This window comes from Celeribacter naphthalenivorans, from assembly GCF_020524585.1.
GTDB lineage: Bacteria > Pseudomonadota > Alphaproteobacteria > Rhodobacterales > Rhodobacteraceae > Celeribacter > Celeribacter naphthalenivorans.
Genome location: NZ_JAIVLK010000005.1, coordinates 41,352 through 60,777 on the forward strand (window position 1 = coordinate 41,352; position 19,426 = coordinate 60,777).

Below are 19,426 nucleotides of genomic sequence, written 5' to 3' on the forward strand. Positions count from 1 at the left end.
AAAGGACAAACAGGATGGCAACTCCCTCATCTGTGTTCACGGAAATGGTCACGACCACGGATCGCAACTGGTCCACGAAACTGTCCGACAACGTGAGCAAGCACAACGCGCTTCTTAACCGCATGAAGAAGAAGGGCAACATCAAGACCGAAAGCGGCGGCTACGAGATTGCGCTGCCGCTCGAATATGCGGAAAACGGCACCTACCAGCGCTACGCAGGCTATGAGCAGCTCAACACCGATGCGTCGGACGTGCTGACCACTGCGAAGTTCGAATGGCAGCAGGCCGCGCTTCATGTGACCGCCTCCGGGCGCGAAATCCGCATGAACATGGGTTCCAAGCAGAAGATGATCGACCTCGTGAAAGCCCGCAAGAAAGTGGCGCTCAAAACGGCGGCGAACAACCTCTCCGTTGACCTGTACTCGGATGGCTCCGCAGACAACCAGATCGGCGGTCTGTCGCACATCATTCAAACCGCAGGCACCGGCACCGTCGGCGGCATCAACTCCACCACGTTCAGCTTCTGGCAGAACAAGGTGCGCGAGATGACCGGCACCGATGCTTACACCTCGGCCACGCTCAAAAACGAGATGGGCAAACTCTGGCTCCAGACCGTTCGCGGCCAAGACATGCCGGACCTCATTGTCTTCTCGCATGACATTTACTCGGTATTCGAGGCTGGCATTGAGGATCGCGCGCGCTACGCCGACAAGGATTCTGCGTCTGAGGGATTCGTGTCCCTGAAATACAAGAACGCAGACGTCATTTTTGACGACAACTCCAATTTCGGAACCACCGCCGAGAAGGGCTACTTCCTGAACACGGACTATCTCTATCTGGTCCAGCACAAGGAAGCGCAATGGACGATGGACGACGAGAAAAAACCCACCAATCAGGACGCCGTGGTGATCCCGATGTACTGGATGGGCAACCTCGTGTGCTCCAACCGCTCGCTGCAAGGCCTGCTGATCGACGCGGCATAAGGAGGACAGACAATGATCGGTGCAAACCTTTCCAATCCCGTCTCCACGCTCGAAGAGGGCAAGGGCTTCGGCCTCGGGGATCGCTATTGCGCAACCAACGGCGACGAATACATCTTCGTGCAAGCCGATGGCGCAATTTCTGCCAACGATGTCGTGATCATCAGCGAAGCCTATCAGGCGGACCAGATCGACACGACCAACTCCGACGGCGCTCTTGGTGACCGTGTGGGCGTGGCTCCGGCGGCGTTCTCGGATGATGACTACGGGTGGGTGCAAGTCAAAGGCACCTGCTCCATCAACGTGGCGACCGGCGCAGCGGCCAACACCAAGCTGAACACCACAGCGACCGCTGGCCGCGTGGATGACGATGCAACGGCAGGCGCGGAGACCATTCACGGCCTCTACACGACCGGCGCAGAGTCCAGCAACGTTGCCGCAGGCATCCTCTTGGGTGATCCGCACATCGACGCAACGCTCTGAACAACTTAGGGGGCCAAGCGGCCCCCTTTCCACAACATTAGGGAATCTCCGCAATGGACATCCGCGTTCTTCGCTTCTTCACCAAGATCAACGCCGCCGGAAAATCGGTTGATTGGGTCGAATATGCCGCCGGTCACAGCATCCAGTCTGCGACCAATGTGGCCCGCATCAAAGACCTGACGCCGAACCCCGAGAATACCGACAACGACATTCCCGGCACATCCGGCTTTCACCAGAGCGCCGTTTGGCACTTCATCGAGCCGCATTACAAGGCTTGGAAAGAGGGCAAGGAGCTGCCCGAGAGCGGAACGGCTTTGGAGGCATGGACAGCAATTGGCGAGGCAGAGATTTTCGAACTCAAGCGGGCCAGCATTCGCACTGTCGAGGATGTTGCGACCCTTTCCGAAGCCGGTCTTGGCAAGGTCGCTTTGCCGAACATGCGCCAGCTTCGGACGCAGGCCGGTAAATTCCTTGAAGCGCTGAACGCAGGCGCTGCCAGCGAGAAGATGGCCGCTCTTGAGGCGTCCAACGCCGAAAAAGACGCCATGCTCGCAGAAATGGCCGAACGCCTCGCGAAGCTGGAGGAAGATTTGACCAAGCCCGAGCCAAAGCAAGACACCGAGCCAAAGCCGACGCGCGCATCCCAGAAGAAGGATGAAGCCGCGTGACGCTCATTGTTGACGCCCTGAACCGGATTGCCAGAAAGTGCAGCGTTGCCGCCCCGTCATCGTGGGTGACGGCGACGACGCAAACGCATGTCGAAATCCGCGACGACTTCCTTGTCGAGGCAGTTGACGAGATCACGAAGCGCGTGGACTGGCCCGCACCGGTGTCGGCGTCAACAACTATCACTGGCGACGGTTCCGCTGAATACGATCTGCCAGCAGATTTCCGCCGCCTACAGTTTGGCGATGCCGCTGTTTATGAGACAACATCGACACGGCGCTTCGGGGTGAATGTCCCGAGCGATGGGGCATGGACGCACCTTCTCACTACAGGAACAGGCGGAGGAAACAGGTTTTTCCGCATCAAGGGCTATGACGGTAATTTCTCGATTGAGTTCTATCCCGTTCTCGCCTCTGGCGTAGAGGTGACGATCAACTATGTGTCGACGCTCTGGATGGCGAACGCCGCAGGAACGGCGGGCGGCACATTCTCGTCAGAGACAGACGTTCTGCTTTTCCCGCGCCGCCTCATTGAGCTTGGGACCATCAAGCGCTTTCGGGAGCAAAAGGGGCTTGAACCGGGGCCGGAGGGTCAGGAGTTCGAGGCATGGCTTTTGTCTGAGGAAAAGCGACTTCGTTCGCGCGGCGCGATCTGCTTTAGCGAGAAGTCTGATCGCCACCCGATGAGGCTCCCTGTCCCTGACTACATTACGAGTTCGTGATGCGCGCAAAGACAGCTACATTCTCCTCTCCTCGTCGTGGCTGGATCAGCAATACGCGAATTTTGGATGCTCCAAGCGATGCAGCGGAAGTTCTGGATAACTGCATTCCGACCGCGCAGGGCGCGCGCGTTCGCGGTGGCTCCAAACTCCACGCCACGGTTGGTGATGCTGTCGTTTCCACCTTTGTTCACGCATCTGGTGGCGTTGAGACGATGTTCGCCGCAACGGCGGACGCGATCTATGACGTGACAAGCCCGGCAGACCCAGAGGTTGCGCCAACCGCCGACGTGACCGGCCTTGCCACTGGCGACTGGTCCTCTCAGCATTTCTCCACGGCTGGCGGCGACTTCATCACCATCGTGAACGGAGCGGACGATGCGCGGCAGTTTGACGGGGCAAGCTGGACCACGCCAAGCATCACCGGAGTTGCAAGTTCCGATCTGTCGCACGTCTGGTCCTTCAAGAACCGCCTGTGGTTCATCGAGGAGAATACGACCAGCGCGTGGTATCTCTCAGCCAATGCGATCACAGGCGCGGCGACTGAGTTTCCACTGCGCGGGATTTTCAATCTAGGCGGATCACTTCTGTTCGGGGCAACATGGTCCATTGACGCTGGGGACGGTATCGACGACGTGATTGTCTTCGTCTCCACCCTTGGCGAGATCGCGGTCTACACCGGAACAGACCCGTCATCTGACTTCGCGCTTTCCGGCGTCTACCGGATCGGCAAGCCGCTCGGCAAAAATGCCCATTTCCGCGCCGGTGGTGATTTGGCGATTGCCACCGAGGATGGCATCATATCCGTCGCCGAGGCTCTAAAGAAGGACCGGGCCGCGCTGCAAGCATCGTCTCTGGCGTTTGCCATTGAGGATGAATGGAACGCGGCAATCGCAAACAGAACGTCGACCAACCAGATCAGCGTGACAATGTGGCCGTCTCAAACGCTTCTCATGGTCGGGACGCCAAATTTGGTTGGCGGCAAGAATGTGGTTTTTGTGGCAAATTCGCGGACCGGCGCGTGGTCTCGAATTACCGGCTGGGATGTTCGGTGCGCGACGATTTTTAATGACCGCTTTTTCTTCGGGACGGCGGACGGCAAGGTGGTTGAGGCCGAGACCGGCGGGAATGATCTAGGCATGGAATATTCCGCGCTCTGGGTGCCGAAGTTCCAAGACGGAAATGCGCGGCAAAAGTTCGGGAAGATGGCGCGGTTTCGCGGCAGGGCGTCTGACATCTATGAAATCGGGCTGTCATGTTTCGGTGATTTCGAGGTGGGAAGCATTAATGTCGCGTCAACGACCGCGGAGGACTTATCCAGCGCTTGGGGGACGGGCCTTTGGGGGACGATGACGTGGGGCGGTTCTGGATACAAGTCACACGTCTCGGAGTGGCAGTTCGTCTCAGGAAATGGGGCATCAATCGCTCCTGCCTTCAAGGTCACGGTGAATCGGAACAACGAGCCAGATCTTGAGCTTATCGCGCTCGACCTGATGCTTGAAGAGGGGCGCGTGGTGTGATCGTTTTTGCCAAGGCAGGATCAGACGAAAGCGCCATGATTTGCGGTTTCGTGGCGCGCGAGCTTGGCAATTCTGGATGGGACAGCGCGAAGTGCGCCGCGATGGCTGTCATTCGAGACGGAAAGCTATCCGGCGGCGTTGTGTTCCACGACTGGAATCCAGATGCGCAGGTCATTTGCATGTCTGCGGCAGGTGGTCGTGGGTGGCTCTCGCTCGATGCGATTTACCAAATGCACCGCTATTGCTTTGATGATGCCGGGGCTCAGCTGTCCGTCTTGCAGGTCTCCGAGCATAATTCACTGATGCGCAGAACTGCTGAAAAGTTCGGCTATTCAGGAGTGACAGTTCCGCGCCTCAGAGGTCGCAACGAGGACGAGGTAATTTACACCCTGCCGGAAGAGGTTTGGCGCTCCCATCCGCTCACGAAGAGAGCCGAAAAACGTGCTATAATTTAGGGGAACCAACGCGGCCTGCTCATTGGCACTGCCCGGAAATAATCAATCCGAGAGTGAGCCATGGGAAAACCATCCGCACCAGACGCCCCCGATCCGCAGGAAACATCCGCCGCACAAACCGGCACAAGCGTTGCAACAGCGCTTGCGAACACCATGCTGGGCAACGTCAATCAGATTGGCGCGGACGGATCGACGCTGAATTACGATCAGACTGGGACATACAGCTTCACCGACCCTTACACCGGGATGACCTACGACATTCCGACGTTCACGGCCACCACGTCGCTGTCTGACGCGGCGCAGGGCATCTATGACACCAACCAGATCACGCAGCAGAACCTCGCGAGCCTCGGGGCGGACCAGAGCGCTTTCCTGCAAGACTACATGTCTCAGCCGTTCTCCTACGGCGTGGGTGAGCATGAGGCGTGGGCCGGTGGTCTTTACGACAGCATCAACGGCGACAATCTTGCGCAGCAGCAGAGCCAGCTTGAGACGCGCCTCGCCAATCAGGGCGTTGTGCCGGGGTCTGCGGCATATGACGCGGCCATGAAGAACCTCTACAGCGGCCAGCAGACATCGCGCGACCAGTTCATGTTGGACAGCTACAACACCGGCATGAACACGGCGCTGACGAACCGGACGCAGCCACTGAATGAGATCATCGGCCTTATGAGCGGGACGCAGGTCGCAACGCCGACCTACAGCCAGAACACGCCGTCACAGATCGCGACGACCGACAACGCGGGGCTAATCAACAACGCCTACAACCAAGACATGCAGGCATATCAGAACCAAATGTCGGGATATAACGGCATCATGGGCGGGCTGTTTGGGCTTGGAAAAGCTGCAATCATGGCGTCTGACCGCAGGTTGAAGAAAGACATTTCCCTTGTCCGATCCGGTGACCTGAACGTCTACGAATACCGCTACATCTGGGAGCCTGACACCGCGCCGCTGCGTCGTGGATACATGGCTCAGGAAGTGCTTGAGAAGTTCCCGCATGCCGTGCGCCGGTTCGGTGAGTTCTTCGCTGTGGATTATTCGAAACTGGAGGCGGTGTGATGCAGAACTTCATTTTCGGAGGGGACACGCCTTGGACCTATGAAGAATTGCAGCGCAAGCGCGAAATCGCGGACCAGCTTGCATTTGGCAAGGGCACACCGCGCAACGTTGGCGAAGGCTTGGCCGCGATTGGTGATGCTCTGCTTTATCGATCACTCAGCAAAAAGGCCGACGCGCGAGACGCTGAATTGCGCGGCGAGTTCGATAGCGCATGGGGCGATCTGTGGTCCGGAGGCTCTCAGCCATATGAGGCTGGATTTGGTGAGCCGTATGCGCCCATTGAGCCGATGGAGGACACGCGCGCGCTGAATGATCCGTCGCGGATCGGTGATGACGCAATGGCAGCGATCGGTCAGCCAAGCGGCGACCGCGACCTATTGGCGAAAACGCTCATGGCAGAGGCCGGTGGCGAAGGCGCTCAAGGCATGCTCGCCGCTGGCGCTGTGATCGACAACCGCCGCAAGACGGGCGGGTATGGCGACGGGTTCGATGGCGTTATCATGAAGCCGGGGCAGTTCTCGGCGTGGAACGGCGTGACAGGGTATGCGAACGGGCAGGGCGGGCTTGATATGGCGCGCATGAAGCCGTCAGAGGATGCCTACCGTGTGGCCGATGCGATCCTGTCCGGCCAATACCAAGACCCAACCGGCGGCGCGACCCACTACTACAACCCGGCGGCGGCTAACCCCGCATGGGGCCAAAAGGCTGGCGGAGACTGGCAGCGCATCGGAAATCACGTTTTTGGGTTCGCGGATGCGGGCCGGGGTGGCGCACCTTCGCAACCACGAGCGGCGGGCGGAACACAGGTTGCGCAATCCGGCGGCATGGACCTACAGAGCCTCGCAGACCTTGCATCCAACCCATACGCCAGCCCGGGCCAGAAAGCCGTTCTGAATGCCCTCATTGGCCAGCAGATGAACGCCATGGACCCGATGCGCCAGATCGAAATGCAGAGGGCGCAGCTTGAATTGCAGCAGATGCAGAACCCGACGCCGAAATATCGTCAGGTGCGTGGTGCTGATATTGGCATGACCGGTAATATGGCTGATGCGATGTTCAATGTCGGTCCAGACGGGCGCGTGACACAGATCGGCGGCGGCGGGACGACGATCAACAACAACATGCCCGGAAATAACCCCGGCCTTGGGAAGCTGTCTACCGACTATGGCTATGTCATGGATCAAGACGGAAACCCAGTCATTGACCCTGCAACCGGCCTTCCGCAGGCTGCGGCTGTTCCGGGGTCTCCAGCGGCGATTGAGGCGCAGCAGGCAGAACAGCAACGGGGGATGCGAGACGAGCAGGCCGCGCGGGCGGCAAACATCGTTATCCAAGACATTGATCGCGCAATTGAGCAATCGAACCAAGCCGGAACGACAGGGTTCTTTGGCGGCCTTATGGATAACTTCGGCGGGACCAACGCGCACGATCTACAAAACACGCTTCGCACGGTCCAAGCGAATATCGGATTCGACCGTTTGCAACAGATGCGCGAAGCAAGCCCGACAGGGGGCGCTCTCGGTGCCGTGTCTGAACGCGAATTGACGGAATTGCAGGCCGTTCTTGGCAGCATTCAGCAGAGCCAAAGCAAGGAGCAGTTGCAGCGCAACCTTAACCGACTCAAGGACGTTTATTCTGGCATCATGGAGAAGGCGTCCGCATATCCAAATGCGGCACAATTCGGCTTCGGCGGAGCGCAACAGGACGGGCCGAGCCAAGGCGCTACCGCAACGCACCGCTTCAACCCTGAAACCGGAAAAATCGAGGCAGTTCAATGAATATCGAAATCCCCGGTGTCGGCGTAGTCGAGTTTCCAGACGATATGCCGATGGAGCAAATTGAGGCCGCGCTTTCGCAGTATCGTGCGCCAGACACGCGTAACGCAGATGGCACCTACGGCACACCGCCGGAGGGCATGGTCATGAATCCGAAGACCGGCCAAATGGAGGATATGCGCTCTCCTGCAAACCCGAACATTCCGACAGGCACGGCAAACGCCGCAATGATCGGCGCAGGGCAGGGTCTTGGCTTCGGAATGCTTGACGAGGCTGTGGCGGGTGGCCGCGCACTCATGGGCAATGACTATGATTACGAGCTTGCCGTGATGCGTGAGGCCGACCGGCGGGCGCAGGATGACAACGCGGTCGCCTATTACAGCGGCATGATCCCGGGCGCGGTGGCTTCGTCTGTCTCTGGCTGGAAGGCCGCAGGTGTACCGATGCAGGGCAAGAACCTCATGGGAACCGCCGCGCGAGGCGCTGGCATGGGCGCTGTCGAGGGCGGTTTGTTTGGCTTTGGGCAGGGTGAGGGTGCGGCAGATCGCGTAGGGGACGCAGCCAAGATGGCAGCGACTGGTGGCGCTATTGGCGGGATGGCCCCGCCTGTAGTCCACGGCGCGTCCAAAGCACTTGGCGCTGGCCGCGATGTTGTGACGGGCGGTGTTGATGCGGCTCTTGGTCGGGCAAATCAGAGCAAGGCAGGGCGCGTGGTTCTCGACACCGTGCGCAAAAGCGGGCGATCTGTTGCGGACGTTCAAGATGATGTAGCCCGCGCAATAGCGCAAGGCCAGCCCGAGTTCCGCATGATGGATGCGCTCGGGACGGCGGGTCAGCGCCGGGCATCTGGCATTGCGCGATCCGGCGGCGATGGCGCAGAAGACATTGCGCGATTCTTGCAGCAGAGGCAGCTTGATCAACCGAACCGCGTTGCAGGGTTCGTGGAGGATGCATTTACCGGAACGACCAACCCGCAGAACCTTCCGGTTCAACCCGGAAGCATCCCTGAAATCCTGACACGCCGACAAACGGCCCAGCAGGCAAAAGACGCGCTAACAGCAGCGCGCGGGCAGGCTGCGGATGTGGCGTATGATGCAGCGCGTCAAGGTTCGGGGCCGGTTGATGTGCGTGGCGCTCTGTCGGTCATTGATGACCGTATCGGCGGAATGCGTGGCAGCAACGTGACCGGCGATGGTATCGACGGGGCGCTTGCGAAGTTCCGCAGCCGCTTGGCCGCTGATCCTGCGCCGAATGGTGAGATTGCGCGAGAACTGTCCGACTTTGACCGCGTTCTTGGCGTGAAGCAGGACGTGCAGGATGCAATCGGCGTGGCCGTCCGTGCAGGGCGCAACAACGAGGCGCGCGAGCTTACAAAGCTGTCGCAGGCTCTCGACCAAGCGCTTGAGAGCGCGTCTGACGGCTATCGCGCAGCAAATGACAGTTTCCGACAGGCATCGCAGACCATCGGCGCAGTTGACCAAGGCGCGGCTATGTCGCGACCAAGCGCAAGGGCGGCAGACACCATTCCGCAGTTCCAAGCGATGACGCCCGACCAGCAGGCAGCGGCGCGCGTTGGGTATGGTGATAGAGCATTGGCGAAGATCGAGGCCAGCACCTCTCCGACCGCAAACCGCGCAAAGGCGTTCACAAGCACGAAGGCGGCACAGGAAGCTGACGCCATGGCTGTTGACCCGCGCCTGTTCCGCGACCGGATCGCGCGCGAGAATGCTATGTGGGACACGCAGAACCGCGCCCTTGGCGGATCGCGCACGGCTGACAATCTCGAAGATATTCGCGACCTTGGTCCGATGCAAAATATCTTCCGTGCCTTGCGGGATGTCGGAAACTTGGAATTGGGGAGTGCGGTTCAGAATGTCGGCGCTGCTGTCGGACCCATCGCGACCGGGCAGAATGAGGCAACGCGGTCTCTCATTGCCAAGATGCTCATGAGCGGAAACCCTGAGCAGGCGCTGCAAAAGGCGCTGCGAGAGGAAGCCATGTCTCAGGGGCAGAAGCGAGTGGCCGAGGCTCTGATGCGATCTATTGGCCGCGAGGCGGTGCCGGTCAGGTGAGGAAATAAGCGCCGATCCCCATGACCGCGGGCGGCACGATAGCTCCAATAAAGTGAATGAACGGAGCGTTCTTCGGGTCGCCCGTTTCCCTCTCGATTTTTGTGATGCGCCACATAGAGTATGCCCACCATAACGTGAGGGCGTTGGCCGCTAAAACAGCGGAGGCAATTTGCAGGAAAAATAATCCGTCCATCGGCTTAAGATGGTGATTTATGGTCTAGCCGTCAATCACCTTCGTCCTTCGAGTAGCCATTAATGATCATGCAGCGCTCATAATTCTTGTCGATTTTTGCACGATAGCCGATTGCCGCGCCCATGTTGGACATTCCTGCGCCCATTGGGTTCTGAGTTGCCGTGTATGTCGCGCCGTAGTTGCTGGTGACGGTGATCGGGGCCATGGTATGCTGCATCATCGGCATCGGAGTTCCGTTTTCAGCATACATTTCGCAGAGCGCGGAAACCTTAGCGAAGACGCTCATTCGTTCCGGGCTTGCCGTCCAGGCGTCAGGCTCTTTGGAAACACAACCAGCCAGCACCAGCGCCAAAATCACATATCTCATTACGATTCCCCTGCATCAAATATCGCCACCATAACCAGATCACACCTTTCATGCTATAATTTAGGGGAACACAGGCCTGCTCATTCGGCACTGCCTTTCTGACTTTCACAGAGAGAAGTGACGATGGCCCAGAACATCACCCAAACATGCAGCGCAGACACTTGGACGCAGCTCACCGATGCGGACATTACGGCGGCTCGCGTACAAAACGCTGGCGCGCTTGAGGTCTACATCCAAGCGACTTCCGGCACGACACCGCCGACCAGCACAGGCGGTTCGATCACCTTGAAGGCCGGTGAAGTTCTCCCCAGCACATGGACGCTTGCGGAAATTTTCCCCGGCGTCTCCAGCGCGGCGCGACTGTGGGCGAGACCGTCCGGCGGCATTGATGGTCACGTTTCCATCAGCCACGCATAAGGAGGTCTGACCATGCCACGCAATGGAAGCGGCGTTTACACCCTCCCTGTTGGTTATGAGGCTGTCACGGACGAAACGGCCACCGCAGCACAGCACAATACACCGCTCGAAGACCTCGCGTCCGATGCGAACGCCGCGCGCCCTATTGTTGCGGGGGGAACCGGGGCGTCGTCAGAGAGCGCGGCTCGCGCAAACCTCGGGCTTGCTATTGGCACGAACGTTCAGGCCTACAACGCCAACCTTGCGAGCCTGTCAGGACTCACGCTTGAGGCAGGCAAGATGCTGTATGCCACGGCGGCAGATACGCTTGCTCTGACCGACCTCAGCGACCACGTTCGAACGAATATCCTGCCAGCCGCTGACGGTGACGAGCTTTGGGATGCAATTGGGCTTGGCTTGGTTGCACAATCGGCGAAGTCTGACCTGACCGACGCTGACGACATCGACATTGGCGGATTTTACATCCTGACGGCAGGGGCGACCAATGCCCCGTCAGCAAATGACTGCTCGGCAACTGTCGCGCGTGAGGACGCAGACAATATCATCGTGACCGCGACTGATGCAGTGACGGGCGACGTTTACACGCGAAGCAAGGTAGCTGGCGTGTGGGGTGATTGGGGTCGCATGGCGCGGGCGGATGAAGTGCCGGGATTGGGGCAACGATGGGAAGATGCGTCGAGCGAATATTCGAGCGGAATTGCGTATCAAAACACAGAGCCGAGAGAGATTGAGTTTGTGGTGCAGATCGACACGAATGCCGGGTCTGGCAACACCGACATCCGAGCTTCACACGATGGTGTCACTTGGGTGTCGCTCGCCAATATCAGCGGCAATAACGGCAAGTCAATTTCATTCTCTGTCCCGCCGCTTGGGTATTTTAGCTCAAGCAACGCGGGGGCCGTGTTGGGCTGGAAAGTTAAGAGGACCGTGTAAAATGGCACACATTGGATTCTATCACCCCGATCGCGGGTATTGGCAGGCGACATCTAATCCGAGCGAAGAAGTCCGAGCGACTTATCCAGAGGGAACGGTTCAGGTTCCGCTCAAGCCGGGTGCGGATTATCACTGGCAGGATGGCGAATGGGTATTTGTGGTCCCGGCGCCACCGGCACCAGCTGACCTGTCACCGGCTCGCTTTGCGTGGCTCTTGGCATACACTGGCCTTGGCGACGTGTGGGAGGCCATGGAGGCCGCGACCAAGGACACCGACCGGGCGACCTATGCGGCACTTGTGGCGCGCCGTGCATCCAGGTTCTTCACGCTTGCGGACACGCTGGTCGCTGTGACGCTTTTTGCGCCGCTTGCGGCACAAGTGGCCCCAGAGGTTGATCTGTCCGAGGCCGCGATCCGGGCAGCTTGGGCTCAAGCAGAAACGGCGGTGATCTGATGAACTTCGGCTTCGGATTTGACCTTGGCAGCGTAGCCCTCCTCGGTGGCTCCGACGCATTGATGCCGTCCCTTTCCAACGTCAACAGCACCGGCGGCTATGCGCTTAACTGCTCTGGCTCTCTGCTTGCGTATGCGGCCAATGAAATCCGTTACGGCTGTCTTGACGGCCGGCAAGCTATTCTTGTCGAAGCCGGGGCTACGAACCTCATGCCCTACTCTGGTGATTTTGGTGGCTTTGGTATGTCAGAGGACTCTCCCTCCAGAGTAACTATTACCCCAAACTATGCAGAAGCTCCGGACGGGACAATGACTGCCGCTTTGGTTGAAATACTCGCTCAATATGGGGCGGTACAGCTCCTAGATATTATCTCTGCGGCTGCGGCCTCTGGTGTCACTTACACAGGGTCTATTTGGAGCAAATGGATTGGCGGCAATGACAATCTGCACATACGGGGATCTGGTCTTGGTCTGGTGTACCTTACGCCGATTACTGTAACTGACGAGTGGACCAGACACTCGGGAAGTTGGACCGGGAACGGGACTAACGGTATGGGGTTGGTAGTCCAAGACCGCAACAATTCAGGGTGGGGTTCTTTCTTGATTTGGGGTGCTCAACTCGAAGAAGGTCCACTTCCTACCTCCTACATCCCGACTAATGGGGCCGCAGCCTCTCGCGCCGCAGACCTCGTAACCGCGCCTCTGACGGGGGATTATCCCAACGGCGTTCGGGTGCGAGGGACATTCCGCCTTGATGCTATTGCGGGAAATTTCGACCGCCTATTCGCGCTTGATGACGGGACAACCAACAACCGGATATTGTTCTACCGTCACAAAACGGCGGGGAACTTCCAGATGTCTGTGGTTGCTGGTGGGGCGAGCCAAGGCGTCATGAGCTACTCTGGATCGACCCTCGGGGAGACGCTTGAGGTTGACTTGACCATCACGCCGGATGCGATCAGCGGGACGATCAATGGTGATACGGTGAGCGCGGCATTAAGCGGCGCATATACCGCCCCAACGATTGCGCGCCTCGGACACTCACTCGGCGGGGTGAATATTCCGGCGCGCCTCCTATGCTCCAAGCTGCTCGTGTCGGAGGTGGCGGCATGACCGACTTCTACTTGAAATTCGCTGACCGCGAAGAGGCCCTTGCTGCTCTCTCAATCATCACTGCGCAGGACGACGCTGGCGAAACAGTCTGGCGTCAGGATATGGCGTCTGTTGCAGAGGTGGACCCGATCTATGTGGAAACGGGAAACATGCTCACCGATGCGGAGGGCGTCGAGTACCCCGAGCGCGAAATGATCGAAGGTTTTCACTTGAACGTCAGGTCGTGGCGCGCGGATGTGACAGCCTTTCTTGAGGCGCTACCGTCCGAGAATTTGCCTGAACCCGCGACACCGGCTGTCGTGTGGGCTGGGGGTGTGGCGTGAAGAAACCAAACGTAGGTCCACAGACCGCCGGTTTTATCCGCAACGTAGCGGCCACGCTCACGGCGACCGGGTTCGTCATAACGCTGGGGTGGTGGGCATTTGGCCCTCGCATTGAGGTCGAGGTGCGCGCGTGGCTCGCCGATAGCGTGGGTGTGAGCGCCGAAATCATCCAGTCTCAGCAGGCGTCTATCGCGGAGATGGGTGAAACGCTGGTGAACCTCACAAGCACAACGCGCAAGCTCTCAGAAGAGGTAGCGCAGATGCAGGATGACCGGATCGAGCGCACCGCTCCGCCGGTGCAATTTTCGGCCAAGGGAAACTCTGTTTCGACGGGCCGCATTGGCGGCGTGGTCTATCAGTCCTGGCTGATCCGCAAAGAGCGTGACTGCGGCATTCCGCGCTCGCGCGCTTATTTCGTCAATGGCGGTGGTCGAACGCATCTGTTCCGCGACAAGTCGAACGCGGATGAGGTAGGATATGTCGCGCCTCTTCTGGTCGATGGCGACTGGCAGAGGGTGAGCTTTTCGGCCCGCATCCCTGACAACGAGGGCGTCCAGCCTACGAGCGATGCCGATCTTGCCTCTGCCTTCCTCGTGGTCGATTGGCCGGAGAAATGCCCGAACGTGCCGCCCCTTCGCAGTCCTGAAGTTCCCTTTCGCATCTTGGAGTAAAGACCATGTTTAAACTTATCCCTGACGCCGGGCGTGTCGTGAAATTCAGCTACACCTTTTGGCTGTCGATCTTCGGTTTCGTCTGGCTGGTCGCCCCGGAGATTTATTTCGCGACCACCGGCTATGACGTCTCTCCTTTCATTCGCTGGGTGGTCACGGCCATGACCTTTGCGGCCATTGCTGTTCTGCGGTTCATCCAGCAACCCGGCGGCACGATCCGCAACTGGATCAAGATCATCGCTATGGCGCTCGCGCTTCTTTTGGCCGGCGTATTTCTTGGCATCGCGACGGCACAGGCCGGGACGATCTCGGACGCGCAGAAGGCGCAAATTCAGGCAGACACAATTCCGATTGCCACGCCTCTCATCGCCAAGTGGGAGGGCTTCCGTTCCTGCCCCTACATCCCGGTGAAAGGCGATGTGCCGACGATTGGCTTTGGATCGACACGCGGCATCACCATGAACACGCCGTGCATCACGCGGGCAAAGGCGGAGGCAATGCTTGCCGAAGAGGTCCGCGAATACATGGTGAACTTCAACCGTCTCATGCCGCAAGATGCTTGGCTGTATATGGATGAGTTCATCAATTCGGCCTTCACCGATCTGAGCTACAATGTCGGCTGGGGCGCGGCGGCGCGCAGCACGGCGGCAAAGCGGCTGGCGGCTGGCAATGTCGATGGGGCCTGCTATGCGGTCACCTGGTACAACAAAGCCGGGGGGCGGGTGTATCAGGGCCTTGTAAATCGGCGCCAAGATGATCTGGCCGTGTGCCGTGGCGATCTGTCGGGCCTGTCATGAATCGCGCGCTCGCCATAGCCCTCTTTGCCGCTGTAGTGGCCGCTGGCGTCCAGACGTGGCGCTTGGAACGTGTCAGGCTCGCATGGGCGACTGAGCGGGCTGTCACGGCGGAGGGGGCGGTCAAAGACCTGACCGATACCGCCGCAACCATCACGGCCCTGCGCGGCGAATTCGAAGAGATCATGGAGACAGCAAATGCGCTACCCAATGCTGATGCTTGCGGTTTTGATGATGGCCGGGTGCGCGCGCTCGATGCCATCCAGCACCCCGTGCCGCCCGCCCGTTGATCTTCCTGACCGTGCAATAGGCCAAGGCGAGGCGTTCCGGTTCTGGGCGCGCGACCGTCAGGCGCTGGTTGAGTGCGGTGCGGCGAACGGGGTGGTGGAATAGCTGAGCGTTGAAATTCAGGCTTTGATTTCATAGCCTGCGCGCCAAGTTTTACAACGGACAGTCTTAATATGTCAGGCCGAAACGTTACATGGATATATTGTTCCTGTGGTCATAGCGTCACGCTCGACCGACAGGAGGGGACTCGGGAAGAGATATTGCGCCGCTTCGTCTGCTCGAAGTGCGGGGAGCGTCCGGATGACCTGCGGCACGGGTATGTTGCTGCGGAGACTTTGAAGCGCTCAGGCTGTTAGAACATTCTTGCTTTGTTCACGCCGTTTCTGCGGGTGAAAAGTTCAAACGCTTTAAGTGATTCTGATTGATTTCGTTGCGCTTTCTTCGCGCCTTGCTTCGGATTTGCAATCCGCTGCGTCACCACTCCGCCAACTCGCCTGAAATGGTGTGCCGCTGTCTATACCATGCTTGAAACCTACGCAAGCCGCCTTTTGCCAGTTTCCGCAGGTGCATTGATATGTTGCCCCTGCCGGAGGCTTATGGCAAAACGACCAAAGAGATGCCCATGAACGAAAGAGTTCAGCCCATGCCAGATTTCACCCAGCTCCGCACCACTATGGTCGACACGCAGGTTCGCCCCTCCGATGTGACCAAATTCCCGATCATCGAAGCCATGTTGAGCGTGCCGCGCGAAAATTTCGTGCCGACCGCAAAACGTGCAGGTGCCTATGTCGGCGAACATGTCGATCTCGGCAACAACCGTGTGGTGCTCGATCCGCGCGTTCTGGCGAAGATGCTGGATGTGCTGAACATCGAAAACGACGAGCTGGTGCTCGATCTGGGATGTGCCATGGGCTACTCCTCCGCCGTCATCGCGCGCATGGCGCAGGCGGTGGTGGCCGTCGAAGAAGACGAGACACTGGCCACAGAGGCCGCAAGTGCTCTGACCGCCAACGGATCGGACAATGTCATCCTGGAAACCGGGCCGATTGCGAAGGGCGCGGCACAGCATGGACCCTATGATGTTGTGATCTTGCAAGGCGGTGTTGAAGAAATGCCTGATGAAATTCTGTCGCAGGTGAAGGAAAAAGGGCGCATCTGTGCTATTTTTCTCGACGGAGCCCTTGGCATCGTGCGTATTGGGTACAAGATAGACGGTGCAATTACATGGCGAATGGCGTTTAATGCCACCGCGCCGGTACTGCCGGGTTTTGTAAAAGACGCGCAATTCGCGCTATAAGATGCGAACGTAGGATTGGCCGGGAAGGCCCCGGCGTTCGAGATAACAAAGGGGCATGAGGCCAATGAGCAAGAGCAAGACAATCAGGAATGCACTGTATGCCGGTGTGGCATCACTGGGCATGGGCGCGATGCCGGTGGCATCTTGGGCGGAAACGCTTGGGGATGCGCTGGCGTCGGCATATAAGAATTCGGGACTTCTGGAACAGAACCGCGCCACGTTGCGTGCGGCGGATGAGGGGGTAGCCTCTGCGCTGTCCGATCTGCGCCCGTCTCTGTCGTATAACTATCAGGTCGGCAAAGAACGTGGGTTCCAAACCGGCGATGTCTGGTCCGACTGGAGTGACACGCTGTCCTTTATTGCCTCCATGGACATCTACACCTTCGGTCGCAACAAGCTTTCGGTTGATCTGCAAAAAGAGGTCGTGCTGGCGACGCGGGCCTCTTTGGTCAATGTCGAACAGGCCGTTTTGGCCTCTGCGGTCGACGCCTATATGAGCGTGCGTGAGGCGCAGGCGCTGGTCAATCTGCGTCAGAATGCCGTGCGTTTGAACCAACAGAACCTTCGCGCTGCGCAGGACCGGTTCGAAGTCGGTGAAATCACCCGCACCGAAGTCGCACAATTCGAGGCGCAGCTGGCCTCCGTGCGCGCCGATTTGGCCTCCGCGCAGGGCACGCTCTCTGCTGCGCGTGAGACCTATAAGGTCGCCGTGGGGCATTACCCGACGTCGCTGTCGACCCCGCCCAATATCACATTGCCGGTGCCGACGCTTGAGGCTGCGGTCTCGACCGCGCGCCAACGCCATCCGGGCATCATTGCTCTGCAACACCAGGCCACCGCCCAGGACATCGCCGTCGATATCGCCGAGCGCAATATGTTCCCGACCGTGTCCGGCTCTGTGACCCAGAGCTATTCCGACAGTTTCGACGATGACACCACCTCGATCGGTCTCGGTGTTTCTGGCACAATCTATTCCGGTGGGGCCGTGGCCTCCGGCGTGCGGGGGGCGATTGCCAACCGCGATGCGGCGCGGGCTGAATTGCTGCAAACCTCTCGCGAAGTGGAGCAGGGCGTGCGCACGAACTGGGCCATGCTCTCTGTGTTCGCAGCCTCTGAAAGCGCGTCGAACGCCTATGTTCAGGCCCAGCGTGTGGCCTATGACGGTGTGCGCGAAGAGGCCGATCTGGGGGCTGCGACCACGCTCGACGTGCTGGACGCGGAACAGGATCTCCTCGATGCGCAGGTCTCGGCCATTCAGGCCCGTATCGCGCGCGAAACCCAATCCTACGCGGTGCTGCAATCGCTGGGCATGCTGACCGTCGAGCAGTTGAAGCTCAACGTCCCGGTCTATGACCCCGCAGCCTATTACAATGCCGTCAAAAACGCGCCGACCCGCTATGTCAGCCCGCAAGGCGAAAAGCTGGACCGCGTGTTGGAAGGTTTGATGAAAAAATAACAGCCGAAGCCTTCGGTTAGGTGAAAACGCCCCCGCATGTCGGAAACCGACGTGCGGGGGTTTGCGTTTCAGACACGCAGCACCATAAATTCAGTGTAGCAACGTTTTTCGCTCCATCTGAAACAGATTAAACGAAAAACGCTTTATTGTATGTAAAGTGGAAGCTGGCTACCATTGGTGGGAGTGTAAGGGGAGTCGGGATGTCTGATCCGATGACAAATCTTGATGCGGACGAAGTCTTGGCTTCGATCCGCCGTTTGGTGGCGGAAACCCACAGCCATATCCCTAACCATGGGTTTGGGGCCGGGCAGGGTGCGACGCAGGCAAATCCCGCGCAGTCGCCGCTGACCGCAGATGCGCCACGCGAGACGCCTTCCAAAGCAAAAGACACAAGCCCCGCTCCGGCGGCCCTTGTTTTGACGCCCGATTTTCGGGTGGAGAAAACGGCCGTGACGCGGGCCAACACGACCACTCACGAGCCTGTCGCGCCTTTGGTCCTGTCGATGGAGCAGGCCGTGCATGTTCCGCAAGAGGAGCGGGCACCGGAGGCCGAGCTCGAAACCCTCGTCTCAGATGAGGTGCAGGCCGCCGCTCAGCAGCCCACGGAGCCCGAAGGCGAGACCGAGGATTGGAGCGCCGAGCTGGACGACACACCCGACGAGGTTGCCGCGGCCCATGTCGCACGCCTGTCGCTCGAACAGCGCATTGCCGAGTTGGAAGTCGCTGTCGGAGCGCAAGGAAAAGCCTGGGGGATGGAATGGGAGCCGGACGGGTCCGAGGATCTGGAGGCGGAAATCCCGCGCGCGATGCCGCGCGTCTTTACAGAGCCGGGGGCACGGGTGCTTCCTTTCGGGGGGATAGCCCCCATGCCGTTTGAAATGAAGTCTGATGAAACGCCGTCTGAGGACGAGGCGGAGGACGCGTATGAGGCTGACGGAGCTGCGATGACACAGGCGGAAGATCAGGCAAACGATGTGCGGGCCAATGATGAGCAGGCCAATGCTGAATACGTAAGTGACGCGATGGATGAGATCGCCGATGCCGAGGTGATCGAGGAAACCGCGTTTCAGTCTGCGCAAGACGCGGTTGAGGACGCCTCTGTTGAGGATGTGGCGGACATCGAAGACGCAGAGATCGCAGAGGATGAAACGCCCGCGCAAGGCGTTGCGCCCGATCCCGATCCGAGCCTTGAAGAGGAGCTTGCTCTGGCGGGCTACGCCGATGAGGACATCCTCGACGAGGAAGCTTTGCGCGATCTGATCGCTCAGGTGATTCGTGAAGAATTGCAGGGCGAGCTGGGCCAGCGCATCACCCGCAATGTCCGCCGCTTGGTGCGCCGCGAGGTGCAACGCGCGCTGACCCTGCGCGAGTTTGAGTGATCAAAGCATTC

General features: G+C 59.2%; 21 protein-coding genes. 20 read left to right on the top strand and 1 reads right to left on the bottom strand.

The genetic code is table 11. The features are described from left to right. Nucleotides 1–14: 14 nt before the first annotated feature. Genes LC094_RS11665 through LC094_RS11705 form a run of 9 tightly spaced genes read left to right on the top strand, consistent with a single transcriptional unit; the run spans nucleotide 15 to nucleotide 9,731 of the window. Complete coding sequence (locus LC094_RS11665; RefSeq protein WP_226552973.1) at nucleotides 15–983, top strand: phage major capsid protein; 969 nt, start codon at nucleotides 15–17, stop codon at nucleotides 981–983. Nucleotides 984–995: 12 nt separating this feature from the next. After that, nucleotides 996–1,463 (top strand): hypothetical protein, encoded by a 468-nt coding sequence (locus tag LC094_RS11670; RefSeq protein WP_226552974.1) that lies wholly within the window; start codon nucleotides 996–998, stop codon nucleotides 1,461–1,463. 53 nt (nucleotides 1,464–1,516) lie between these two features. Next, nucleotides 1,517–2,131, top strand: a complete 615-nt coding sequence (locus LC094_RS11675) for a hypothetical protein (protein WP_226552975.1) — start codon at nucleotides 1,517–1,519, stop codon at nucleotides 2,129–2,131. After that, nucleotides 2,128–2,850, top strand: coding sequence for a phage adaptor protein (locus LC094_RS11680; RefSeq protein ID WP_226552976.1), 723 nt, complete (start codon nucleotides 2,128–2,130; stop codon nucleotides 2,848–2,850). The genes LC094_RS11675 and LC094_RS11680 overlap by 4 nt, the downstream gene beginning before the upstream one ends. After that, nucleotides 2,850–4,367 (top strand): hypothetical protein, encoded by a 1,518-nt coding sequence (locus LC094_RS11685; RefSeq protein ID WP_226552977.1) that lies wholly within the window; start codon nucleotides 2,850–2,852, stop codon nucleotides 4,365–4,367. Before LC094_RS11680 ends, LC094_RS11685 begins: the two co-directional genes overlap by 1 nt. Next, nucleotides 4,364–4,822 (top strand): GNAT family N-acetyltransferase, encoded by a 459-nt coding sequence (locus LC094_RS11690; protein WP_226552978.1) that lies wholly within the window; start codon nucleotides 4,364–4,366, stop codon nucleotides 4,820–4,822. The genes LC094_RS11685 and LC094_RS11690 overlap by 4 nt, the downstream gene beginning before the upstream one ends. Nucleotides 4,823–4,882: 60 nt before the next feature. Continuing rightward, complete coding sequence (locus LC094_RS11695) at nucleotides 4,883–5,884, top strand: tail fiber domain-containing protein (RefSeq protein ID WP_226552979.1); 1,002 nt, start codon at nucleotides 4,883–4,885, stop codon at nucleotides 5,882–5,884. After that, nucleotides 5,884–7,662, top strand: coding sequence for a cell wall hydrolase (locus LC094_RS11700; protein WP_226552980.1), 1,779 nt, complete (start codon nucleotides 5,884–5,886; stop codon nucleotides 7,660–7,662). Before LC094_RS11695 ends, LC094_RS11700 begins: the two co-directional genes overlap by 1 nt. After that, nucleotides 7,659–9,731 carry a hypothetical protein gene (locus LC094_RS11705; RefSeq protein ID WP_226552981.1) on the top strand — a complete coding sequence of 691 codons (2,073 nt, stop codon included), beginning with the start codon at nucleotides 7,659–7,661 and terminating at the stop codon, nucleotides 9,729–9,731. The genes LC094_RS11700 and LC094_RS11705 overlap by 4 nt, the downstream gene beginning before the upstream one ends. Nucleotides 9,732–9,955: 224 nt before the next feature. Here LC094_RS11705 and LC094_RS11710 read toward each other — a convergent pair whose 3' ends face one another. Further along, nucleotides 9,956–10,291 carry a hypothetical protein gene (locus tag LC094_RS11710; RefSeq protein ID WP_226552982.1) on the bottom strand — a complete coding sequence of 112 codons (336 nt, stop codon included), beginning with the start codon at nucleotides 10,289–10,291 and terminating at the stop codon, nucleotides 9,956–9,958. Nucleotides 10,292–10,414: 123 nt separating this feature from the next. Here LC094_RS11710 and LC094_RS11715 point away from each other — a divergent pair, with 123 nt between their 5' ends. From LC094_RS11715 to LC094_RS11765, 11 genes are all read left to right on the top strand, one after another. Then, nucleotides 10,415–10,708, top strand: a complete 294-nt coding sequence (locus LC094_RS11715) for a hypothetical protein (protein WP_226552983.1) — start codon at nucleotides 10,415–10,417, stop codon at nucleotides 10,706–10,708. A gap of 12 nt (nucleotides 10,709–10,720) precedes the next feature. Next, entirely contained in the window at nucleotides 10,721–11,641 is a 921-nt protein-coding gene (locus LC094_RS11720; protein WP_226552984.1) for a pyocin knob domain-containing protein, read from the top strand. Between the two features lies 1 nt (nucleotide 11,642). Next, the gene (locus tag LC094_RS11725) at nucleotides 11,643–12,095 is read left to right on the top strand and encodes a hypothetical protein (RefSeq protein ID WP_226552985.1); all 453 of its coding nucleotides are present in this window, start codon (nucleotides 11,643–11,645) and stop codon (nucleotides 12,093–12,095) included. Next, complete coding sequence (locus LC094_RS11730; RefSeq protein WP_226552986.1) at nucleotides 12,095–13,207, top strand: phage head spike fiber domain-containing protein; 1,113 nt, start codon at nucleotides 12,095–12,097, stop codon at nucleotides 13,205–13,207. Before LC094_RS11725 ends, LC094_RS11730 begins: the two co-directional genes overlap by 1 nt. Then, the gene (locus LC094_RS11735) at nucleotides 13,204–13,530 is read left to right on the top strand and encodes a hypothetical protein (RefSeq protein WP_226552987.1); all 327 of its coding nucleotides are present in this window, start codon (nucleotides 13,204–13,206) and stop codon (nucleotides 13,528–13,530) included. Before LC094_RS11730 ends, LC094_RS11735 begins: the two co-directional genes overlap by 4 nt. After that, complete coding sequence (locus LC094_RS11740; RefSeq protein WP_226552988.1) at nucleotides 13,527–14,201, top strand: hypothetical protein; 675 nt, start codon at nucleotides 13,527–13,529, stop codon at nucleotides 14,199–14,201. Before LC094_RS11735 ends, LC094_RS11740 begins: the two co-directional genes overlap by 4 nt. Before the next feature lie 5 nt (nucleotides 14,202–14,206). Next, nucleotides 14,207–14,998, top strand: a complete 792-nt coding sequence (locus LC094_RS11745) for a lysozyme (protein WP_226552989.1) — start codon at nucleotides 14,207–14,209, stop codon at nucleotides 14,996–14,998. 62 nt (nucleotides 14,999–15,060) lie between these two features. Next, on the top strand, nucleotides 15,061–15,285 hold the full coding sequence (locus LC094_RS11750; RefSeq protein ID WP_226552990.1) for a hypothetical protein: 225 nt from the start codon (nucleotides 15,061–15,063) through the stop codon (nucleotides 15,283–15,285). A gap of 641 nt (nucleotides 15,286–15,926) precedes the next feature. Beyond that, on the top strand, nucleotides 15,927–16,580 hold the full coding sequence (locus LC094_RS11755) for a protein-L-isoaspartate O-methyltransferase family protein (protein ID WP_226552991.1): 654 nt from the start codon (nucleotides 15,927–15,929) through the stop codon (nucleotides 16,578–16,580). Nucleotides 16,581–16,644: 64 nt separating this feature from the next. Further along, nucleotides 16,645–18,036: a TolC family outer membrane protein gene (locus LC094_RS11760; RefSeq protein ID WP_226552992.1), complete on the top strand. Its 1,392-nt coding sequence runs from the start codon at nucleotides 16,645–16,647 to the stop codon at nucleotides 18,034–18,036. Between the two features lie 200 nt (nucleotides 18,037–18,236). Beyond that, the gene (locus LC094_RS11765) at nucleotides 18,237–19,415 is read left to right on the top strand and encodes a hypothetical protein (RefSeq protein WP_226552993.1); all 1,179 of its coding nucleotides are present in this window, start codon (nucleotides 18,237–18,239) and stop codon (nucleotides 19,413–19,415) included. Nucleotides 19,416–19,426 lie beyond the last annotated feature (11 nt).

Bases quoted from the DNA above. Each gene is read 5' to 3' on its own strand.
- LC094_RS11735 (WP_226552987.1), top strand. From the start codon at position 13,204: ATGACCGACTTCTACTTGAAATTCGCTGACCGCGAAGAGGCCCTTGCT.
- LC094_RS11765 (WP_226552993.1), top strand. From the start codon at position 18,237: ATGTCTGATCCGATGACAAATCTTGATGCGGACGAAGTCTTGGCTTCG.
- LC094_RS11675 (WP_226552975.1), top strand. From the start codon at position 1,517: ATGGACATCCGCGTTCTTCGCTTCTTCACCAAGATCAACGCCGCCGGA.
- LC094_RS11665 (WP_226552973.1), top strand. From the start codon at position 15: ATGGCAACTCCCTCATCTGTGTTCACGGAAATGGTCACGACCACGGAT.
- LC094_RS11700 (WP_226552980.1), top strand. From the start codon at position 5,884: ATGCAGAACTTCATTTTCGGAGGGGACACGCCTTGGACCTATGAAGAA.
- LC094_RS11695 (WP_226552979.1), top strand. From the start codon at position 4,883: ATGGGAAAACCATCCGCACCAGACGCCCCCGATCCGCAGGAAACATCC.
- LC094_RS11705 (WP_226552981.1), top strand. From the start codon at position 7,659: ATGAATATCGAAATCCCCGGTGTCGGCGTAGTCGAGTTTCCAGACGAT.
- LC094_RS11745 (WP_226552989.1), top strand. From the start codon at position 14,207: ATGTTTAAACTTATCCCTGACGCCGGGCGTGTCGTGAAATTCAGCTAC.
- LC094_RS11720 (WP_226552984.1), top strand. From the start codon at position 10,721: ATGCCACGCAATGGAAGCGGCGTTTACACCCTCCCTGTTGGTTATGAG.
- LC094_RS11725 (WP_226552985.1), top strand. From the start codon at position 11,643: ATGGCACACATTGGATTCTATCACCCCGATCGCGGGTATTGGCAGGCG.
- LC094_RS11760 (WP_226552992.1), top strand. From the start codon at position 16,645: ATGAGCAAGAGCAAGACAATCAGGAATGCACTGTATGCCGGTGTGGCA.
- LC094_RS11685 (WP_226552977.1), top strand. From the start codon at position 2,850: ATGCGCGCAAAGACAGCTACATTCTCCTCTCCTCGTCGTGGCTGGATC.
- LC094_RS11730 (WP_226552986.1), top strand. From the start codon at position 12,095: ATGAACTTCGGCTTCGGATTTGACCTTGGCAGCGTAGCCCTCCTCGGT.
- LC094_RS11715 (WP_226552983.1), top strand. From the start codon at position 10,415: ATGGCCCAGAACATCACCCAAACATGCAGCGCAGACACTTGGACGCAG.
- LC094_RS11670 (WP_226552974.1), top strand. From the start codon at position 996: ATGATCGGTGCAAACCTTTCCAATCCCGTCTCCACGCTCGAAGAGGGC.
- LC094_RS11755 (WP_226552991.1), top strand. From the start codon at position 15,927: ATGCCAGATTTCACCCAGCTCCGCACCACTATGGTCGACACGCAGGTT.
- LC094_RS11710 (WP_226552982.1), bottom strand. From the start codon at position 10,291: ATGAGATATGTGATTTTGGCGCTGGTGCTGGCTGGTTGTGTTTCCAAA.